This is a genomic window from Nocardia sp. NPDC058114 (assembly GCF_042884695.1).
In the GTDB taxonomy this organism is placed as follows: domain Bacteria; phylum Actinomycetota; class Actinomycetes; order Mycobacteriales; family Mycobacteriaceae; genus Nocardia.
This window is the reverse complement of the sequence record NZ_JBHVTK010000001.1, coordinates 560,153-579,521: the sequence shown is the minus strand read 5'-3', so window position 1 is coordinate 579,521 and position 19,369 is coordinate 560,153. Positions and strand designations below refer to the sequence as shown.

Sequence of the window (19,369 nt, the reverse complement as noted above, 5' to 3'; positions counted from 1 at the left end):
GACCTTTCAGGCATCGAGCACGAGACGGTCCGTGCGCGCTCGGGAAACGCAGATCATCATGGTTTTGCCCGACTCTTGTTCAGCCGGGGTGAGCACCGAATCACGGTGCTCGACTTCGCCTTCGAGCACGGTGGTCTCGCAGGTCGCGCACGTTCCCTCACGGCACGACCACAGCACGTCGGCGCCCGCCCGTTCGAGTGCGTCCAGGACCGACGACCCGGCCGGAACCTCGATGGTCCGGCCGGAACGGTTGAGCACGACGGTGCTCGTCCGCTCGGGTCCGGTGGCCGCGATCTCCTTCGGATGAAAACGCTCGACCCGCAAGGCATCCGCGACACAGTGCTGCTCGACCGCGGCCAGCAGCGGCTCGGGGCCACAGCAGTACACGAGCGTGCCCGAGGTCACCGGCGCGAGAATCTCGGCCAGTGGCATCAGCCCGACGTCGTCCTGCGCGTAGCGACGAACCCGCGCACCATAGGCGGACAGCTCGCCGGCGAACGCCATCCGCGCGCCGGTGCGGCCGCCGTAGTGCAGTTGCCAGTCGGCGCCGCGCTGCTGCAGTTCGCGGATCATCGGCAACAGCGGGGTGATCCCGATACCGCCGGCGATCAGGAGGTAGCTCGCCGCCTGCGTGAGCGGGAAATTGTTGCGTGGCTCCCGGATCTCCAGCAGCGTGCCCGGCCGCACGTTCTCGTGCATCCACGCCGACCCGCCGCGGCCCTGCTCCTCGAGCAGCACCGCGATGCGATAACTGTCCCGATTCGCGGGATCGCCACACAGCGAGTACTGGCGAACGACGCCGTCGGGCAGGACGACGTCCACGTGCGCACCCGGTGCCCACGGCGGCAGTGGCGCGCCGCCGGGGTCGGTGAGCACAAAGGACAGCACGCCCTCTGATTCGTAGGTGATGGACCGAATTCGCACAATCGCGCTGATCACACGACGAGTCTCGCAGGGGTTCGGCGGCCCGCGGAGATTGATACTTTCAACGAATTGCCGGATTGAAATGGGGTCGATCGGCTATCGGCGGTCAGCGGGAGAAACGATCAGGAATCGAGAAGTTTCCAGGTCGGCGCCGTGTCAGCATTGTTTTCCATGGATCGACGAAAGGGTTTTGCGATGAACATCACCTGGGTTCGGCGAACTCATCGCGTGCTCGCCGTCGCCTTCCTCGCGGCCGTGCTCATCACGGTGCTCGGATTGTCGCTCAGCGGGCCCGAATGGGTGGTCTACCTGCCGCTCGTTCCGCTCGCCGGGCTGTTCCTGTCCGGTGCCTCGATGTTCGTACGGCTCTTGCGCGGACCGCACCCGCTGTCGGCGTTCGGCGACAGTGCCGGTCGCGTCCGTCAGGTGCATCGCTGGTCCGCGGTGGTATTCGTCGTCACCGTCGTCGCCACGGTGATCGCGCTGGCACAACCGGAGCCGATCGTGTGGATCTCCTACCTCCCGCTGATCCCACTCGCGGGGCTCTTCCTGTCCGGCTCGTTCATGTTCGTGTCGCCGCTGGTACGGGCGCGGCGCGCCCACTAGCTGGGTGACTCCCGTCAGCCGATGTCGACCACTCGCGCCCATGCGGGTGGGCTGTCCGGGACGTAGTCCGGGTCGTCGTGGCGCCACGCACGTTCTCGGCGGAAGAGGCCGACGACGGTTCGGCAGGCCGGTTGGTGGGAGGGCCAGGGAGTTTGGCCGTCGGTCAGGGCGACGAGTACGTCCGGGCGGGTGCGCAGGGCCTGGGTGAAACCGGTGCGCAGGTCGGTGCCGCCACCGCCGATCAGCGTCATGCCCTCGGCCTGGCACAGCGGGTGGGCGATTCTCGCCGCCGCGTCGCAGGAGAACACGGTGACCAGGTCGCGGCGGCCGCCGACGGCGCGGATGATGGCGGCGACTTCGAGCAGGGCGCTGCCCAGTTCGTCGTCGCTGACCGAACCCGAGGTGTCGATGACCACGCTGACCTTGGGTGGGGTGCGACGCAGGCTGGGCAACACGATGCCGGGCAGTGCGGTGCAGCGGCGGGCGGGGCGCCGGTAGGTGTAGTCCTCGCCGACGCCGGGAGCCGAGGCGGCCGCGCGCAGTGCCGCGCCGAGCAGGTCCCGCCACGGCTGGGAAGGATGCAACGCCTCCTTCGCCCAGCGCCGCCACCCCTGGGGCGCGTCTCCCGGACGCCCGACGATGCCCTGTGCCACCAGGAATCGGACGCCGTCGCGCTGCTGTTCGCTGAGACCGTCCGCGCCGTCGGGTCCCAGCTCCCATTCGCGGTCCGATCCGTCCGCGCCGCTGCCGCAGTCGAGCCACGCCATGTCTTCGGTCAGCCGCCCGAGGCGGAACTGACCCAGGTAGTCCTCCATGAGTTGCCCCGGGTCCAGCCCCAATGTGCTGGGCAGCACAGCGCCCTCGGGCCAGACCAGCCCGTCACCGAACGCGTCGTCGTTGATCTCGGCGTCCGCGGCGATGTTCATGCGCAGCCGCTCCCCCGGACCGGTCAGGTCGTGGGCGTGGGCGTAGCGGTCGCTGCGCGCGTGATGGTCTCGCAGCAGGTGCGACACCTCGTGCACCAGGATCGAAGCCAGTTCTTCCACCGGTGTGTAGTCGACGAATCGTGGCGAGACGTAGCACCGCCAGTGTTTGTCCACGCCCATCGTCGGTGACCTCGGCGACTCGACGATGTGCAGCGCGTACAGAGCGGTCGCGAGATAAGGGCGGGCCGAAACCGCCTGCAGCCGTGCGGCATACAGCTTGCCGAAATCCAGTCCGGTGGCGTCCGCTGTCATCGGCCCGCCTGCACGGCAACGCGGGCCGCGGCGCGATCGGCACTCTGCGACACCGCCACCACCCCGGCCAGCTGTTCGATCGCCGCGGGCACCTCCCAGTTCTCGCGGCGCAGCGTGGCCAGCGTCGTCGCGGGAACAACCACCAGGTCGGGTGCTCCGGTTTCCACGGCTTTCACCAGCAGCGACCAAGCCGCGTCCCACCGAGCCCGCTCCGGCCGTTTGCGAACCGCGGCCACCACACCGTCGAGAACGGCCTGACGCAGGTCGCCCCGGGTCGGCAGTTCAGCGGCGACCGGATCGGCCAGCAGTGCTTCCGGGTCGGGCAGATCCATCCGATCGATGCTGGTGAGCAGTTCGAAACCGGGCCCGTCACCGACTGTGCCGCGGATCAACTGCGACAGCACATCACGACTCGCGTCGGCCGCGGTGGCGAAGGCGATCAGCCGCACGGTCATCTCCCAACTCCGCGGTGACGCCCAGGCACCGCCCCGCCGGGTTTCGGTGGTGGGCATCTGGTGCACGAGCTTGGGCCGAGCCGCGAGCAAGGTGCATACCGCGCGACGGGCGAATGCGACCGACTCCGGCAGGCTTTCGGCCGCGAGCCGAGGCAAGGTCGCGTGTGGCCAGGTTCCGCCGAGGCCGCGGACGACCACGTCGTGCTCGTGAGTCCACTGCAGGTGCACGAATCGGTTCGCCAGCGGCGGGCTCAGCTCCCAGCCGTCGGCGGCCGACGAGCGTGGGTTGGCGGCCGCGACGATGCGCACACCCGGCGGCAGTTCCAGTGCGCCGACCCGCCTTTCGAGAACCACGCGCAGCAGCGCGGCCTGCACGGCGGGCGGCGCGGTGGACAGTTCGTCGAGGAACAGCAGGCCGCGCCCGGCCCGCACGAGCCGAACCGCCCAATCCGGCGGCGCCATCGGCACCCCCTGGGTCGCGGGGTCGTCGCCGATGATCGGCAGGCCGGAGAAGTCCGATGGCTCGTGCACGCTCGCGATCACCGTGGTCAGCGGCAGTTCCAGGGACTCCGCGAGCTGGGTCAGGGCAGCGGTCTTGCCGATGCCCGGCTCACCCCACAGCAGCACCGGCAGGTCGGCGGCCACAGCCAAGGTGAGCGCTTCCAGTTGCGTGTTGGTGCGCGGCTCAGTCGTCACCTCACCCAGCAGGGCAAGGAGTTCGCCCGCGACGTCGAGCTGGGAGTCGGTGGCGCGAGTCGGAAGCGGGCAGAGGGTATGAACAGTCATGTGTGCATCACCTTTTGGGTTCGGAGGAATTCGATGGGCGAGCTCAGGTGGAGCGAGCCCGCCCTCGGGGTCTGTCGATGAAGTACGAGGTCGGCGGCGCGAAGGCCGCACGAATCCGCGGTCGAGGCGAGGTCCCGGCGACCCGCGGATCAGCCGGTCGTACCAGGCCCACACGACCCCACCTGTCAGCGAGACAAGGCGTGGCCCTGATGGCCCGGACGCCAACTCAGCGCAAGGCCAGGCGTTTCGGACGTGCGCGACGACCCTTGCGGTCGTAACGGTCGGGAAGAACGTGGCCGCGACCGGGTGCGGGTAGACCGGCCCGGAACAGACCATAGGTAATCCGTTGCCGTACAGCGGCTTCGAGTGCGTCGCGAAGTGGTCCGTCGCGCAGCGTCGCGTCCGCGCCGAGCTGGGCTTCGACGATGGTGAGGGCGCCGTCGATATCGCCGTGGTCCAGGCGGTCGCAGACGCCGACGAGCCAATCCGGTTGGCGCAGTGACCGGTCGATGGCCTGGAGGCAGGGCATCGGTGTTCCGGTCAGGGCCGCCAGGAGTTCTTCACGCCGGATCTCGGTGGGGTCGTGATCCAGGGCGGCGAGCACCCCGTTCACCAACCCGATCCGATGACGTTCGCCCCGGCACTCCACGATCCGATGACCGGCGGCGGCGATCCCGGAGGTCTCGGTCGGCGCGCCGTCACAGCCGAGCGCCGAGGCGACCAGCGGATGCAGTCGATCGGCGGCGATCACGCCCGCGCGCAGCAATTCCAGGTCGGGGAGCACCCAGGTTGCCGCGTCGGGCAGAACCGGGAGGGCGGAGATTCCGCCGCGCGGGTGTTCCCTCGAAATCCGCACGGCGAGTAGGTCCTCCGCACGCACGTCCAACACGAGGCGCTTGCGCGCACCACACCGCACCAATACCAACCCGGACCGGCGCCCCTCGGCATGCAGCAGAATCCCCGCTTCGTCCGCCCACCGGTCGACGGCGCAACCCGGGGGTGCCGTTGCGGACACAGAATCCCTGGGGTCGTCGCCTGCCGCAAGCCCTGGGGCGGCGAATTGCCCTGCACCAGAACGGGTCCGCAACTCCCCCACCCTGCGCGAATCCCACAGGTGACGGTGCAGGTCGAGCCGGTAGCGACTGCTGGGTCGGGGGTGTGGGTGCATGCGCGCGCTGGCGACGGGGCTCGCCGTGTCCCACAGCGCGAGGCTGATCCGCTGTCCGGCGGCCGCCCAGGCCGGTGGCGTACGGACCACCAGATACACGGAATCCGCACCGTCACACTGCGTTACGTCACCGGCCGCGCTGTCGAGGCCGGCGATGCCCCCGGATTCGTACCGAGCCAGCACCATCGTCAACCCGGGTCGCAACAAACCGTCCGGCGCGATTCTGGGTAGATGCCAGCGCAACAGGTCCGGCGCCAGATATCGCAGGTCGGCCCGTACCCGGGCGGCGAGTCCTCGACCGTGGGTCCGCGCCAACGTCCGCAGATCCACATCGAGATCGACGTGCGCGGCGGCGCAGGCCCCCGACCAGTCACCGACGAGCCGCCGTGCGGTGGCGGCCTCGATCATGGCGGACGGCACAGCGAGTTCGCGCACACGCAGCCAGAGGTCGAGGCGCGCATCGTCATAGGACGGACGGGAGGACTGCTGATTTTCCGTGAATTCCCCGCGTTCACGCGGGACAGAAGCCGGTTCGATGACCGGCGTGGGGCTCAACGGCCCGGGCGCAGAACGCCCTTTCGACTCGATGTCATGTCGCCAGTATGCACAACAACACGCGAGCCGACAAGCGGTGCTGGTCGGGTCGCGCGGTCTACCACCGAGTCGACGAGGCAGGCGGGCCCTGGTCACCGACCAGATGCCCGCCTTGCCGGCGGGCCGCTATCGCGCGTCGGTGAGCTCGCGCACGTCGGACTGCGCACCCAACTGCGGGTAGGTCGGGTATTCGATGCCCGAGATGTACTGCACGGTCCGCACCACCTGGCACGAGTAGCCGAATTCGTTGTCGTACCAGACGTAGAGGATGGCGGTGTCACCCTCGACGATGGTGGCGTTGGCGTCGATGATCGAGGCCGCCCGCGAGCCGATGAAGTCGCTCGAGACCGCGTCGGTGGCGGCGGTGTAGTCGAGGTTGCGGCTCAACGGGCCCGCGAGGGATACCTGACGCAGGTACGCGAGCACGTCTTCCTTGGTCGTGTCCTGCTTCAGCTGCAGGTTCAGGATCGCGACGGAGACGTCCGGGGTGGGAACGCGGATCGAGTTGCCGGTGATCTTGGCTTTGAAGTCCGGCATCGCCTTGGCCACCGCGGAGGCGGCGCCGGTCTCGGTGAGCACCAGGTTGAACGGCGCGGAACGACCGCGCCGATCGGCCTTGTGGTAGTTGTCCAGCAGGTTCTGGTCGTTGGTGAACGAGTGCACCGTCTCCACGTGTCCACGCACGATGCCGAACTCGTCGTCCATGGCCTTGAGCGGCGGCACGATCGCGTTGGTCGTGCAGGAGGCGCAGGAGAAGATCTGCTGCGACAGGTCCAGGTCGCGGTGGTTGACGCCGTGCACGATGTTGGGCACGTCACCCTTGCCGGGCGCGGTGAGCACGACCTTCGCGATGCCGGGACGCAGGTGCTGCGCCAGGCCCTCGCGGTCACGCCAGCGACCGGTGTTGTCGATCAGGATCGCGTTGTCGATGCCGTAGGCGGTGTAGTCGATCGTCGTCGGGTCATCGCTGTAGATGAACTTGATGACGTTACCGTTCGCGGTGATCGTGTCGTTGTCGGTGTCGACCTTGATCGTGCCGTTGAAGTGCCCGTGCACCGAGTCGCGCCGCAGCAGCGACGCCCGCTTGGCCAGGTCGTCGTCGCCGCCCTTGCGCACCACCACCGCGCGCAGGCTCAGCCCGTTGCCCGACCCGGCCTTCTCGATCAGCAGCCGGGTGACCAGCCGCCCGATCCGCCCGAACCCGTAGAGCACCACATCACGCGGTCCCTGCGACACGGCCTTGTTGCCGTCGCTCACCTCGGCCAGCACCGAGGTGGTGAACTCCTCGACCGACAGGCCCCGCTCGTCGGCGTGAAACGCCATCACCAGCTGGCCCAGGTCGATCTTGCACGGCCCCAGATCCAGCCGGCTGATCACCTCGAGGAACGGCAGGGTCTCGTCCACCGACAGCTCTTCGCCGCCGATCTGGCGCGCGAACCGATGCGTCCGCAGGATGCTGATCACCGACTTGTTCACCAGCGACCGGCTGTGCAGCAGAATCGTCACACCCTTGCTGCGGTACAACGTCCCGATGATGGGAATCATCGCCTCCGCCGCAGCTTCCTGAGCGTTCCAGCGATCAAGTTGTTCGGTAGTCAACACACGTCCTCTGGGTTCATCGATACTTCCGCTGCATCGATGCTAGTGAGCGCCGAATTTTCACCGTGGGCCACTCCCCACCGGTGAGATCGTGCGCACTGTGCTGAGAGGAATGCCCGCGATCGGGCGACTGTGACCCGCGGCACCGAACACGGCTCAGAACTTGCCGGTGTGGTGCTCGACGCGGTGGCCGAGCCGGGCGGTGAACTCGGCGATGAATTCGTCGGTCAGCGGTGGCCAGCCCCAGAAGTCGAAGGCAAGGGCGCCGAGGGCGAAGCCCCACGGCCATTGCCAGTCGGTGATCGCGCCGGCCGTACCGCACGCGGTGCAGGCCACCGCACCGGTGCCCGTCTGCTCCCACCCTTCGATCGCGTCCGAAAACGGTTGCCACACTGCGGGATCAGGTTCCCAGGCCCGCGGGTAGTCGATGATCACCGTGCTTGCCCGGCAGCTCGGGCACGTCGCGTCGGCCGGGGCGATCTCGCCCTGGCCGCCGTAGTGGGCGTGGCGGCCGACGATGACCCCTACCGGGGCGGGAATCCACTCGGCGCCCCAATCCTCGGCGATCTCCGCCCACGCGGGCCCTGCCACATACCCTTCGTCGACGTGGAGGCTGTACATCGCGTCCGCCGAGGTCTCCCGCAGCAGCCACCCCCGCGACACCATCCAGTCGATCGTCGCCTCCGCCGACGCCTCGGCATCCGCCGCGGCCACATCGAGATCGACGATCCGTTCGAAGTTGTCACCCACCCTTCGCATCCTGCCACCGCGGTCCGACAGAGTGTGGCGCACGCCAGCACCGCGGGTCGATGCTGTGGTCAGGTCGCGGCAGCCCAGCGGATCGACGCGGGTTCCACCCTCGCGCACAACGGGTTTCCGGTCGCGTCCGTGAGGCCGAGACGAGCCTCGAGCACGCCCGATTCGGTCGCGGCCGCCAGCGTCTCTGCGGGAACGTCGGCGAGCATCAGTTTGGCGCGCCGGAACATCGTGAGCGTTGCGGTGTCATCGTCGCTGACCCAGCTGAGGTAGAGGAACCGCTCCCCCGGTCGGCCCTGGACGTAGGGCCCTCGGACGTCGGTCTCGTGGACGGTGCACTCGACCGTCCACGTGACGGTTTCCGAGTCACCACGCTGTAGGTCGAGCAGCTCCTGTGGCCGGTTCCTGCGCTGCACGCCGACATGAATGTTCGAGTACGCCGTCTCGATCCCGGGCGGTCGACAGGACGACCCCGGCAGCTGTGTCCCCACGATTCGGATACGCATTCCGCGATTCTCCCGCACGCCTGCGCCGATTTCCGCGCAATGTTCGACGACGCAGCGGAGTCCACCGATTTCACCGCGGAGCTCAGTCCACGGCCACCGCTTCGGTCGAAGCAGGCTGTGCCGCTTCGGCTTTCGCGAGCGATCCCGGCCACCACACCTTGTCGCCCAGCAGCGCGAACAGCGCGGGGACAACCAGCGTGCGCACCACGAACGTATCCAGCAGGATGCCGATCCCGACCACGATGCCCAACTGGGTCAGGGTGATCAACGGCAGCACACCGAGCACACAGAACACCGCGGCCAGCACCACACCGGCGCTGGTGATCACGGCTCCGGTCGAGGCGACCGCGCGCACCATGCCCTGGGTGGTGCCGTGCGCGCCCGCTTCCTCGCGGGCCCTGGTGACCAGGAAGATCGTGTAGTCCACCCCCAGCGCGACCAGGAACAGGAAGCCGAACAGCGGCACATTCGTGTCCAGGGCGGGGAAGCCGAAGATCGTGCCGCTGATCCAGCTGCCCGCACCGAGCGCCGCGAGCGCGCTGAGCACCGTGACGCCGACGAGCAGCACGGCGGCGGGCACCGCGCGCAGCAGTGCCAGCAACACCAGCAGCACAACGGCGAGGATCAGCGGAATGACCAGCGCCTGGTCACGGCGGGCGGCGTCGCGGATGTCGAGCGCTTCGGCGTCCGTACCGCCGACGAGGGCCTCGGCGCCGGGGACGGTGCCGACCGCCGTCCTGATCGCCTCGATGGTGGTGAACGCCTCCGCCGAGCCGGGCGGCGCCTCCAGAACGACCGACCACCGTGTCGCACCGTCGGCGGAAGTACCGGTAGCGGTGGCGCGCGAAATACCCTGTACGCCGTCGAGGGCCGACTGGATCCGGGTGGTGGATTCGCTGCGCGCGATCACCACGGCGGGATCCGACGAGCCGGACGGGAAGTGGTCGGCCATCGTGTCGAGCCCGTCGACGGACTCGGCCTCGACGCGGAACTGCTCGGTCTGCGAGAGCCCGATATCGGTGGTCGCGAGCCCGGTCACGAAGACGATCAGCACCGCCGAGGCCGCCCCGGCCACGACGGCAGGGCGGCGCACCACCCGCTTCGCGACGACCGCCCAGACGCCCTGCTCGGCCGCGTCGCGACCGTCCGCCTTCGGCACGAACGGCCAGAAGACCCGCCGACCGCACAGTGCCAGCGCCGACGGCAACGCGGCGAGCACGAAGATCAGCGCCACCACGAGTCCGGCGGCGGCGAACGCGCCGAGGCTGCGGGTGTTGGGGAGCAGCGCCAGCAACAGCGTCAGCAGAGCCAGCACAACGGTGACATTGCTGGCCACGATGGCGGGCGCGGCATGGCGCACCGCGGCGCGCAACGCCACTCGATGATCGGTGTGGCGATGCAGTTCGTCGCGATACCGCGATACCAACAGCAGCGCGTAGTTCGTTCCCGCCCCGAAGACCAGCACGCTGGTGATGCCCGACGTCGAACCGTCGAAGGCGAGTCCGGTGAGCTGGGCCAGGAGCGTGCCGACACTGGTGGCGACGCGGTCGGCGAGCCCGACCACCGTCAACGGCACCAGCCACAACACCGGCGAGCGATAGGTGACGATGAGCAGGGCCATCACCACGATCGCGGTGACGATGAGCAGCAGCGAGTTCGCACCGGAGAAGGAGTCGGCGATATCGGCGCCGAAGGCCGGTCCGCCGGTGATCTGCACGCGCAGCGCATCGGGTAGATCGGTGCTGACGGCGGCGCGCAGTTCGTCGACCCGATCGGTGAGCGCGAAGCCGTTGAGCTGTGCGGACACCGGAATCTGGGCGAGCGCGGCTCGCCCGTCGGGAGCGAGCATCACCCGGGGATCGTCGGTGGGCGAACCACCCGCGCGGGTGAGCGCCGCGTCCACTGCCGTGAGATCGGCCGGTGTCAGCGGACCGCCGTCGTCGCGGGTCGCCACCATGATCGCGGCGGCGGTTCCGGCATCGGGAAACCGTGCCGCGGCCTCGGCGGCCAGGGCGGATTCCGCCGATCGCGGCAACGACACCGGGGCCTGGCCCGCGCTGTCGTTGCTCCCCGCCAGCGCCATCACCGCCATGGCGGCCGCGACGACAGCGAGCAGTACCGCCCACGATCGCCGACCGGTGACCAGCCCGGCGAACCGGTCCCAACCGTTTCCGTCACTCACTCGCATCACGCCGAAACTATTTCAGAAACTTAACTAATTGGCAATGTCGGCGGCTCCGACGGCTAAACTGCCTGTCGGACAGAGAGGAGGCCGCGCGTGGATGACGACACCGCCGACACGAACCCGGCCGCCGACCGGACAGCGCTCGAGACCGGCATCGCCCGGGATCTGCGCGCGCTGACCGCGATCTCCGAACAGATCGGTCATGTCTTCGCGCGATCGAACGATCTGCGCCCGAACGATTTTCGCGCCCTGATGCACGTCGCCACGGCCGACGCCGAGGGCTCACCGGTGAGCGCGGGCCAGTTGAGCAAGCTGATGGGCGTCTCCGCGCCCGCCGTCACCTACCTGGTCGAGCGCATGATCGAATCCGGGCACCTCGACCGCGTGCCCGATCCGGCGGACCGACGGCGGGTCAACCTGACCTATACCGACCACGGCATGTCGGTCGCCGCCGGATTCTTCGGACCACTCGGTTCCCGCACCCGCGACGCGCTGTCCGCCCTGCCCGACAGCGACCTGACGGCCGCGCACCGCGTGCTCGTGAGCGTCACGGCCGCACTGCGCGAGTTCTACGCCGAGCTGCCGGAGCCAGGGCGAACCGCCGAATAAAAGTGTCCGGAACCGGCATACGCGACCGCTCGGCTCGACACGGCGCCGACGTCCAACGGGCCCGCTCGATCTGCGATCGGACACGCGTGTCGCCCTCTCCGCCGGTAGCCCTCAGGGAATAGCCTGGGCTGGTCAGCAGCATTTCCGACCTTTGTTGCCGCCGAATCGGTGTCCACGGTCGGCCGAATTCTTCTCCGCCTCGAACACCACAAGCGAGGGAGTTGGCTGTGTCGGATTTCATTCTCACCGCGGGCACCGTGATCACCATGGACGAGGACCGCCCCCGCGCTGACGCCGTCGCGGTCTCGGGTTCACGCATCGTCGCGGTCGGGTCGCTGGCCGAGTGCGTGTCCGCAGTGGCCCCGGACGCCGAGGTCATCGATGCCGGCGCGCGAGCGTTGCTGCCGGGGTTCGTCGAACCGCACGGGCATCCGTTCCTGGGCGGGGTCCTCACCCAACCACCCATCGCGCAGATCACCCCGTGGGTAGCGCCGACCTGGGACGATGTGGTGGCCGTGTTCACAGCGGCCATCGCCGCGACCGACCCGTCGACGCCGTTGGTGTTCAACGGGTTCGACGCACTGCTCCAGGAACACGCGGCACCGACAGCATCGGACCTGGACGCGATCTTCGGTGATCGGGTGGCCGTGGTCCTGGACAACTCCGCGCACGGCATCTACTTCGACACCGCGCTCATCGAGCGGTACGGCTGGTCCGACAACCCGCCACCGGACCCCGACGGCGGTCACTACGGCCGCAATCCGGACGGCTCGCTCGACGGTCAGGGCTTCGAAGTGCCGGTGCTCACCGCGGTCATGACGCCGTTGATCGCCGAGATGCCCAGCCCGCTGCTCAGCGGCGCCGGGTTCTTCGCGGCGATGTCGCGCGCCGGGTACACCACGACCTCGGACATGGCCTACGACCCGCAGACCGCACACGACTACGAAACACTGGCCGCCACCACATCGTGCCCGCTGCGGGTCAACCTGTGGGAGATGTCGACCACCGACACCTACACCGAGCCCGAGACCTTCGCCGCCGGCGACGAGATGCTGCGCAAGGCCGGCGTCAAACTCTGGACCGACGGTGCGGTCTGGGTGGGCAGTGCGGCGACGTCGTTTCCCTACCTCGATACCGAGGCGACTCGGCGCGCCGGTATCGACCCGGCGACCGCGGGCGGCACCGGTTCGCTGAACTACACCCGATCGCAGCTGGACGAGATTCTGGACAAGGCCGCGCCCGCGGGCTGGCAGATGTCGTTCCATTCCAACGGCGATCTGGCCGTCGAGCTGGCCCTGGACGCTTACGAGGCGGCGTTGCAGCGCCACGGCTTGACCGGCACCGATCACCGGTGGCGGATCGAGCACCTGGGCGGAGCGAGCCGCGCGCAGATGGACCGAGCGGCCCGGCTGGGCGTGCACGTGTCGCTGTCACCGTTCCAGTACTACTTCTGGGGCGATCTGCTCGACGGCGCGATCTTCGACCACGAACACGGCAGCCGGTGGCAGCCCACCGCCGACGCGCTGGCCTCGGGGGCGTGCGTGTCCCTGCACAACGACGGGCCGGTCTCGCCACCGTCGCCGCTGGTCAACATCCAGACCGTCGCCTCCCGACGCACCCGCGCCGGCACCGTACACGGCGCCGATCAGGCGATTCCGCTCGATGACGCGATCCGCGCGCAGACGATCAACGCCGCCCGCACCCTGCGCCGCGATCACCTGATCGGGTCCATCACGGTCGGCAAGCTGGCCGACTTCGTCGAGTTGTCCGGTGACCCCTACGAGGTCGACCCGGCCACGTTGGGCGAGACCGTCCGGGTCAACGGCACGTGGGTGGGTGGGCGCCGGGTCGACCTCGACGCGTTCCTGGCAGCAGTGCCGAACAGCGACACGACCCCGCGCCCGAGCGCGCGCCTCGGACCGTGCTGCTGAGCCTGCGCCGACCCTGGACCGAGGGAAATCCCTGAGCTGAAGCTCCGGGTCGGGACCTGATGTGCCCGACCCGTCCCGACGGGAGCATCGAAGAATGGAAACCGTTGGCAATCAGGATATTTCAGGAACCGTTCGACGGCGTCTCGGTGTCGCGGCGCTGGCATCGGCTGTCACGGTAGCGAGCTTGCTCGGGCTCTCGACGGCAACCGCGTCCGCGGACACCGCTGTCAGCTGTTCGTGGGCGGGCACCCCGTACACACAGGGAGCCACCGTCGTCGCCGGTGGCTGGACCTTCACCTGCGGCCGATCGCAGGCCGGGGACGCACGCTGGGATCGCGGAGCATCGACGCATCGGACGAGCACGGTCGCCAATCCGGGCGCCGCCGCCGAGCCCACCGGCCGCTTCAGCGCGGGGGCGGTCCAGCCGGGCACCGGATACAACGACTATTGCGTGGGTGAGCAGCTCGTCAGCGGTCGGGAAGCCGTCTACGAAGCCGTGCCGGACGGGCGCGGCCTGCGCTGGCGGCAGGCGGGTCCGATCACACAGTGGCGTTTCGATCAGGGCGACGGCACTGCCCCGGCGGGCCGGTCCGCGAGCGAGTGCCGGGTGGATCCTCAGTTCTGAGCAACATCGACGGCGACGGGGTGATCCGGCGTCGGCGCGGACACGCTTCGACAACGCCGAGGACACGACCCTGGTTCTCCGGGCGAAGGGGAGAAATGATCGAACTTGACCGGCACTCCCCGGCCATCGGCACAACGTGGAGGTTCGAGCGATGTGGAACGCGATTGTTCAGATCTGTGGATTCTTGATCATCGGCGCCGTGGTCGGCGTGCTCGCCAGGGTGCTCAAGCCGGGTAAGGAGAACATGAGCATGGGCATGACCCTGGTGCTCGGCATGGTGGCGGCGCTGATCGCGGGCGTGATCGCCAGCCTCATCGGCGTCGGCTCCATCACCGAGCTCAACTTCTGGGGCTTCGTCCTCGCGGTCATCGCGGCGGTGGTGCTGCTGTTCGCGGCCGAGTCGATGGGCGCCCGCAAACACCCGCCGGTGGCCTGAGCCGAACGCGTCGGCGCTCGCCCGTCGCCGTGACCTGGCGACGAGGTGCAGCGCCCCCTGTGCGGCGCCGCTCCTCGGCGGGCCTCGGCCGGTAGTGCCGAGGCCCGCCGCAGCGCGGTCAGGTGATCTGCTCCGCGACCTCTCGATCGGCGTCGCGTGCTCCGGTGATCGCGGCCACCTTCGCGAACGACTCGGCTGGACCGCTGCCGACGATCTCGTGTTCGAACTCGCTGACGGTTCCAGGCCAGGCATTGGTGACCGTGCCGTCCGCGCGTTTCCACCATGCCGTCGCCGCACCGTCGCACCAGATGGTCCGGGCGAGAGCATGATCCAGACGGTCGAGGTAGCGCGCCATCGCCCGCTCGGTCACCTCCACCGGCGCACCCCAGTCCGCGCTGAGGGCCAGACAGCGCGTGATGTACCGGGCCTGGTGTTGCTTGACCGCGGGGTTGCTGTTCGACGGAGTGAACGAGTGCGGCCCCGCGATCATGTAGAGATTCGGAAAGCCGGGCACCGCGAGTCCGTAGAAGGCGGCCGGTCGACCTCGGCGCCGCCACCGGTCGTGCAGATCCACTCCACCACGGCCACGGATCCGCACCCCGGCGAGGAACTCCGGCGCACGGAACCCGGTGGCCCACACGATGACGTCGGCGCGGCGCTCGGTGCCGTCGACAGTGCGGATCCCGTCCGGGCCGAGCCGGTCGATGCGGTCGGTGACCAGTTCGACGTGTGGCCGGGTCAGCGCCGGATAGTATCCGCTGTCGAGCAGGATCCGTTTCTCCCCGATCCGGTAGTTCGGTGTGAGCTTCGCGCGCAGTTCACGATCGCGCACCTGCCACCGAAGGTGGGCGCGCGCAACGAGTTCGGCCGGTCCCGCCGACCACCCCGCGCGCATGATCGGCGCGAGAACCAGATCAGCCGCGTGGTAGATCCCGGCCCGATACAGGTCGTGCAGACCGGGCACACGCGTCAGCGCCCACCGCGACAGCGGACCGAACGAGGCGGCGGGCTTGGGCAGCACCCAGGACGGGGAACGCTGATACACGGTGACACCGGCCGCGACGCGAGCCAGCTCGGGAATCATCTGCGCCGCTGAGGAACCGGTACCGACGACGGCGATCTGCCCGCTCAGGTCCGCGGTGTGATCCCACCGTGCGGAGTGGAACGCACGGCCAGCGAAGGTCCGCGCTCCCCGCAACCGAGGAATCGCGGGTCGATGCAGTTGGCCGAGCGCCCACACGACCGCGTCGGTGCGGATCCGCTCCCCGGTGGTCGTGGTCAGTGTCCAGGTGCGGTCGGTGTCGCTGTAGTCGGCGGCCATCACGGCGGTATCGCAGCGCAGATGCGCACGCAGACCGTTGCGATCGGTGACCTCCCGCATGTAGGTCAAGATCGCCTGCTGATCCGGATAACGCACGCGCACGTCTCGATAAGGGTCGAAGGCGAAGCAGTACAGGTGCGCGGGCACATCGCAGGAACAGCCCGGATAGGTGTTCTCCCGCCACACCCCGCCGACCTCCGGTCCTTCTTCGAGGATCAGGAAGTCGCGCACCCCGGCCTGTCTCAGCTGCGCGGCCATGGTGAGCCCACCGAAGCCCGCCCCGACGACAACTACTTCGTGGGTGATCGTGGGCCCGGTCATCGGCGGACGCCATAGGGGCGCGCGAGAATGACGAGTACATCTACTGTGGTCATCGCAGAGGTCTCCAAGTGTCTGCATCTGCTCTGCGGGCGGTGGCGACCGCCGTGCAGAGCTGTTTTCGGGTGTCTCCCCGTGCTCGCGGGGAGGCACCCGATCCGGTATCCGAGGAGAATGCGCGCTGAATGCGGCGACACGACCCCGGTTGAATTCGCGAGCGGAGCGGTCGACAACGACCCCTTCCGCCTTCACCACCGCGGCGGTCCACGGCCGAGTCCGGGGTGCGCCGAAGACGACGCTGTTGCCCACGGAATCACCACCCGGACAATCGAATTGGGCCAGGTCATACCGTGAACTCCTCCAATGCTCGGGAACGGCCGCGCATGATTCGCTTGCTTCCGGACTCGGGAGTTCACTCCGACCGGCGCGCACGCGACTTGTCCCCGCCCCACCAGCAACGGCAATCATCCGGCAATCGAGCCGTTCGGCAGGCGGTCTCGGTCGAGCCGGGGTGTCGTCGCGCTTCGGGCCTGCATGCGCCACCGATCCGGCGGCCCACCGCTATTACGAGTGGCCACCACGTCAGTCAGCCGGGGTTCGAGGAAGGCCGCGAGCGCAGATTGCGAACCTGAAACATCGCCGCATCAAGCGGCGAGTCTCCGGTAAACTCGCTGCGTGTCGAGCTAGACGGATCGTGGGCGATCGAACTCCGATCGCGAGCACCACCCTTCAGTCGGCGCTGCGCAGAGGCGTGCCGCGCAATCCGCCGTCCCTACCGAAGTACGCGATTGCCTGTCATTGCGACCTGTCGGAGTCTCGGAGATCCGCGATGGCGGAATATCGCCGCAGCAAGGGGCTTGCCATGACCGAGCGCAATCCTTCCGCAAATCGTCCCGTTCCCGAAGAAGAGCCTTTCGCGCGGCAAGCCGCTGCCGAGGGGATCTCCGTGCTGGCGGCGATCATGCTGTTCATCGCCGCGGCGGCCTCCATCCTCGAGGGCATCTCCGCGATCGCCGAGGACGAGTTCTATGTCGCCGGCTTCAGCTACGTCTACGAATTCGACGCGACCACCTGGGGCTGGGTTCATGTCGTCCTCGGCGTGATCGCCATCGTCTGCTCGATCGGTCTGATGTCGGGCACCGCGTGGGCGCGATACGCGGCGGTGGGCATCGCGGCACTGGTGATCATCGCGAACTTCTTGTCCCTGCCCTACTATCCCGCGTGGTCCATCGTGATCATCGCGATCAGTGTGGTGGTCATCTGGGCCGTCACCGCCTGGCAGCCCGCTCGCCACGACCGGGCATGATGCCGAAAACCGCACAACGCGAAAGCCGCAGACCAAGGCTCGACCGTCACACCGCGCGGCCCCCGGCAGCTAATCTGAAATGAAACTGTGTCTGAAAACCTCGGCGAAACCGACGGCGAGTGGCGAGAATTGGCCCCGACGGACGGTTCGGCGCAACTCAGCACCTGCCGTACGTCACGAATTCCCTTCGGCAACAGAGGAATTGGACGATGGACAGGTTGTCGAGATCCGCCGCGGCGATGCTGGTTGCCGCCGTCGTCGCGGTCGGGACCGCGGCGGTCGGCGTCGCGCGGGCGGAGACACCCAGCACGCAGCCCTGCACCCCGTACACGGCAATCTTCGCGCCGGGGACCTGGGAGACCACGCCGGGCGCCGATCCCGGGGTGCCCGTCGGGATGCTCCAGCCCGTCGGCGATGGCCTGCAACGGCAGTTCGGCCGGGACATCACCGTGCGCTATGTGCCCTATGCCGCCAGCGCTTTCGACCTGGGTCTGAGCTACGCGGAGTCCCTGGGCACGCTGGAATCCCGCTTGCACCAGATGATGCGCGGCCTGTGCCGCTCGACGCGGGTCATCCTCGCCGGCTACAGCCAGGGCGCGGACGGCATCGGCGATCTCGCCACCGAGATCGGCAATGGCGACGGCCCCATCGATGCCGATCGAGTGGTCGGTGTCGGACTACTGGCCGATCCACACCGCGACCCGAAGACCACACTCTCCCTGGGCAATCCGCAGCCCGGCCTCGGCATAGCCGGAACGCGAAGCCGGGATTTCGGTGCGTTGACAGACCGGGTTCGCACCCTGTGCACCGACGGCGACCTGTACTGCTCCCTCGATGCCAGCACCTCCCCATTCCTCGCTGTGTTGGGCCGGGTCCTGAGCGGTGATCCCGAACCGATCGCGAATGTCATCCCCGCCACGGTCGATCCCCGCAGCCTGATCGCTCAGGCTGTCACCATGGGCGCCGGCTGGACCGCCACCGCGGCGAACCTGCCTACCATTCTCGACAACCTCACCCACCTCTCGGAATTCATCGCGGCGGGTGACATTCGCGGTGCGCACCGGACCGCGAATGCCCTGAACGTTGCCCTGTCCCCGTTGGTCGAGGCCGCCGCGGGTGTGGACCGAGTCCTGGTCGCCCAGGTCATCCGCGCGGCCGCCGCCGTCGACCCCGCTGGTTGGACCGCAGCCGTCAGCGTCATCGCCGACGCCCTCGTGCCCATCGATTTTCTGAGCATCGCCGACAGGGTGGGCCGAATTCAGGAAATCCTGTGGCGTGCGGTCGAATCCCTCGATCGCAACGACCCCCTCGCCGCCGCCACCGACCTGGCGACCTTGGCCGCCACCGGCGCCGACCTCACGGGTTCCGTGCTCGGCCCTGTCGCCGCCGGGCTCCGAGCAGACCTCCGCGCGACCACCCGAACCCTGCTGAGCATCGCCGACCCCGCCACCATCGACGAACTCGTCCAGCTGGCCCGCCAAGGCGTGGACATGGCCAACTTCTACGCCTCCGAGGCTCACGTCCACTACGGCGACGACGTCCTGATCCTCCTGAACTACCTGAGCTCCCAGGTCGTTTCGTAGCCTCGCTGGTGTGTCGGCTCGACCTGCATCGAGCCGACACACCAGCATTCAGATCAGCACGTCACGGCATCGCCGACCGAGTTGTCGAGACGCACCCCCAGAACTCTCGACAACTCGCCGACATTGTCGGCACTGGGTGTCACCACATCGCGCTCCCACCGGCTGATCTGGTTTCCGTCCGCGATTCCGATCCAGTCGGCCAACTCCGCCTGGGTGAACCCGGAGGCCATCCTTGCCGCCCGAATCGCTTTGCCGATCGTGGACATGGTCTCCCCTTTCTCTCGATGCCCTCCGCGCGGACCGCATCGGCGCGGGTGCCCGTCGGCGAACCCTCGTACTCCTGATGCGGTCTCGCGCAGCCACATTCGAAAGGTATCGGCGAATCGGCCTGCGAAGGAGGCTGTGACTGCACGGCAACTGACT

Annotated in this window: 17 protein-coding genes; 7 read left to right on the top strand and 10 right to left on the bottom strand. The window is 68.5% G+C overall.

All coding sequences use genetic code 11. The annotated features are described in order from the left end of the window. Positions 1–6: 6 nt before the first annotated feature. Positions 7–939: a PDR/VanB family oxidoreductase gene (locus tag ACFVVI_RS02585; RefSeq protein WP_378988869.1), complete on the bottom strand. Its 933-nt coding sequence runs from the start codon at positions 937–939 to the stop codon at positions 7–9. A gap of 180 nt (positions 940–1,119) precedes the next feature. On the opposite strand from ACFVVI_RS02585, the gene ACFVVI_RS02580 reads away from it, so the two are divergent. Continuing rightward, the gene (locus ACFVVI_RS02580; RefSeq protein ID WP_378988868.1) at positions 1,120–1,530 is read left to right on the top strand and encodes a hypothetical protein; all 411 of its coding nucleotides are present in this window, start codon (positions 1,120–1,122) and stop codon (positions 1,528–1,530) included. A 14-nt stretch (positions 1,531–1,544) separates the two neighbouring features. Here ACFVVI_RS02580 and ACFVVI_RS02575 read toward each other — a convergent pair whose 3' ends face one another. The 7 genes from ACFVVI_RS02575 to ACFVVI_RS02545 form a co-directional block, all read right to left on the bottom strand. Beyond that, a complete protein-coding gene (locus ACFVVI_RS02575) occupies positions 1,545–2,768 on the bottom strand; it encodes a VWA-like domain-containing protein (protein ID WP_378988866.1) in 1,224 nt (407 codons plus the stop codon). After that, entirely contained in the window at positions 2,765–4,009 is a 1,245-nt protein-coding gene (locus ACFVVI_RS02570) for an AAA family ATPase (protein ID WP_387442684.1), read from the bottom strand. Before ACFVVI_RS02570 ends, ACFVVI_RS02575 begins: the two co-directional genes overlap by 4 nt. Positions 4,010–4,235: 226 nt before the next feature. Continuing rightward, positions 4,236–5,732: a hypothetical protein gene (locus tag ACFVVI_RS02565; RefSeq protein WP_387442681.1), complete on the bottom strand. Its 1,497-nt coding sequence runs from the start codon at positions 5,730–5,732 to the stop codon at positions 4,236–4,238. Between the two features lie 165 nt (positions 5,733–5,897). Beyond that, positions 5,898–7,316: a glyceraldehyde-3-phosphate dehydrogenase gene (locus ACFVVI_RS02560; RefSeq protein ID WP_387444435.1), complete on the bottom strand. Its 1,419-nt coding sequence runs from the start codon at positions 7,314–7,316 to the stop codon at positions 5,898–5,900. 210 nt (positions 7,317–7,526) lie between these two features. Beyond that, a complete protein-coding gene (locus tag ACFVVI_RS02555; RefSeq protein ID WP_387442678.1) occupies positions 7,527–8,129 on the bottom strand; it encodes a hypothetical protein in 603 nt (200 codons plus the stop codon). A 59-nt stretch (positions 8,130–8,188) separates the two neighbouring features. Further along, complete coding sequence (locus ACFVVI_RS02550) at positions 8,189–8,632, bottom strand: DUF5990 family protein (RefSeq protein ID WP_387442675.1); 444 nt, start codon at positions 8,630–8,632, stop codon at positions 8,189–8,191. Between the two features lie 82 nt (positions 8,633–8,714). After that, on the bottom strand, positions 8,715–10,820 hold the full coding sequence (locus ACFVVI_RS02545; RefSeq protein ID WP_387442672.1) for an MMPL family transporter: 2,106 nt from the start codon (positions 10,818–10,820) through the stop codon (positions 8,715–8,717). Positions 10,821–10,910: 90 nt separating this feature from the next. Between ACFVVI_RS02545 and ACFVVI_RS02540 the strand changes: the two genes are divergently transcribed. The 4 genes from ACFVVI_RS02540 to ACFVVI_RS02525 all read left to right on the top strand — a co-directional run bounded on the left by ACFVVI_RS02540 (position 10,911) and on the right by ACFVVI_RS02525 (position 14,418). Further along, entirely contained in the window at positions 10,911–11,426 is a 516-nt protein-coding gene (locus tag ACFVVI_RS02540) for a MarR family winged helix-turn-helix transcriptional regulator (protein ID WP_387442669.1), read from the top strand. A 227-nt stretch (positions 11,427–11,653) separates the two neighbouring features. Further along, a complete protein-coding gene (locus tag ACFVVI_RS02535; protein ID WP_387442666.1) occupies positions 11,654–13,357 on the top strand; it encodes an amidohydrolase in 1,704 nt (567 codons plus the stop codon). Between the two features lie 184 nt (positions 13,358–13,541). Further along, positions 13,542–13,982: a hypothetical protein gene (locus tag ACFVVI_RS02530; RefSeq protein ID WP_387442664.1), complete on the top strand. Its 441-nt coding sequence runs from the start codon at positions 13,542–13,544 to the stop codon at positions 13,980–13,982. 151 nt (positions 13,983–14,133) lie between these two features. After that, positions 14,134–14,418, top strand: a complete 285-nt coding sequence (locus ACFVVI_RS02525; protein WP_378988847.1) for a GlsB/YeaQ/YmgE family stress response membrane protein — start codon at positions 14,134–14,136, stop codon at positions 14,416–14,418. 118 nt (positions 14,419–14,536) lie between these two features. On the opposite strand, the gene ACFVVI_RS02520 is transcribed toward ACFVVI_RS02525, so the two are convergent. After that, a complete protein-coding gene (locus ACFVVI_RS02520) occupies positions 14,537–16,060 on the bottom strand; it encodes a flavin-containing monooxygenase (RefSeq protein ID WP_387442662.1) in 1,524 nt (507 codons plus the stop codon). Between the two features lie 859 nt (positions 16,061–16,919). On the opposite strand from ACFVVI_RS02520, the gene ACFVVI_RS02515 reads away from it, so the two are divergent. Both ACFVVI_RS02515 and ACFVVI_RS02510 read left to right on the top strand, forming a co-directional pair. Next, entirely contained in the window at positions 16,920–17,363 is a 444-nt protein-coding gene (locus ACFVVI_RS02515; protein ID WP_378626797.1) for an acetyltransferase, read from the top strand. 209 nt (positions 17,364–17,572) lie between these two features. Next, complete coding sequence (locus ACFVVI_RS02510) at positions 17,573–18,946, top strand: cutinase family protein (protein WP_387442660.1); 1,374 nt, start codon at positions 17,573–17,575, stop codon at positions 18,944–18,946. 53 nt (positions 18,947–18,999) lie between these two features. On the opposite strand, the gene ACFVVI_RS02505 is transcribed toward ACFVVI_RS02510, so the two are convergent. Beyond that, complete coding sequence (locus ACFVVI_RS02505) at positions 19,000–19,212, bottom strand: helix-turn-helix domain-containing protein (protein ID WP_378988841.1); 213 nt, start codon at positions 19,210–19,212, stop codon at positions 19,000–19,002. Between the last annotated feature and the right edge of the window lie 157 nt (positions 19,213–19,369).

What these genes read in the sequence shown, in the direction of transcription:
- ACFVVI_RS02550 (WP_387442675.1), bottom strand. Translation starts at nt 8,632, where the DNA reads ATGCGTATCCGAATCGTGGGGACACAGCTGCCGGGGTCGTCCTGTCGA.
- ACFVVI_RS02545 (WP_387442672.1), bottom strand. Translation starts at nt 10,820, where the DNA reads ATGCGAGTGAGTGACGGAAACGGTTGGGACCGGTTCGCCGGGCTGGTC.
- ACFVVI_RS02560 (WP_387444435.1), bottom strand. Translation starts at nt 7,316, where the DNA reads ATGATTCCCATCATCGGGACGTTGTACCGCAGCAAGGGTGTGACGATT.
- ACFVVI_RS02570 (WP_387442684.1), bottom strand. Translation starts at nt 4,009, where the DNA reads ATGACTGTTCATACCCTCTGCCCGCTTCCGACTCGCGCCACCGACTCC.
- ACFVVI_RS02520 (WP_387442662.1), bottom strand. Translation starts at nt 16,060, where the DNA reads ATGACCGGGCCCACGATCACCCACGAAGTAGTTGTCGTCGGGGCGGGC.
- ACFVVI_RS02510 (WP_387442660.1), top strand. Translation starts at nt 17,573, where the DNA reads ATGGACAGGTTGTCGAGATCCGCCGCGGCGATGCTGGTTGCCGCCGTC.
- ACFVVI_RS02525 (WP_378988847.1), top strand. Translation starts at nt 14,134, where the DNA reads ATGTGGAACGCGATTGTTCAGATCTGTGGATTCTTGATCATCGGCGCC.
- ACFVVI_RS02575 (WP_378988866.1), bottom strand. Translation starts at nt 2,768, where the DNA reads ATGACAGCGGACGCCACCGGACTGGATTTCGGCAAGCTGTATGCCGCA.
- ACFVVI_RS02505 (WP_378988841.1), bottom strand. Translation starts at nt 19,212, where the DNA reads ATGTCCACGATCGGCAAAGCGATTCGGGCGGCAAGGATGGCCTCCGGG.
- ACFVVI_RS02515 (WP_378626797.1), top strand. Translation starts at nt 16,920, where the DNA reads ATGACCGAGCGCAATCCTTCCGCAAATCGTCCCGTTCCCGAAGAAGAG.
- ACFVVI_RS02555 (WP_387442678.1), bottom strand. Translation starts at nt 8,129, where the DNA reads ATGCGAAGGGTGGGTGACAACTTCGAACGGATCGTCGATCTCGATGTG.
- ACFVVI_RS02580 (WP_378988868.1), top strand. Translation starts at nt 1,120, where the DNA reads ATGAACATCACCTGGGTTCGGCGAACTCATCGCGTGCTCGCCGTCGCC.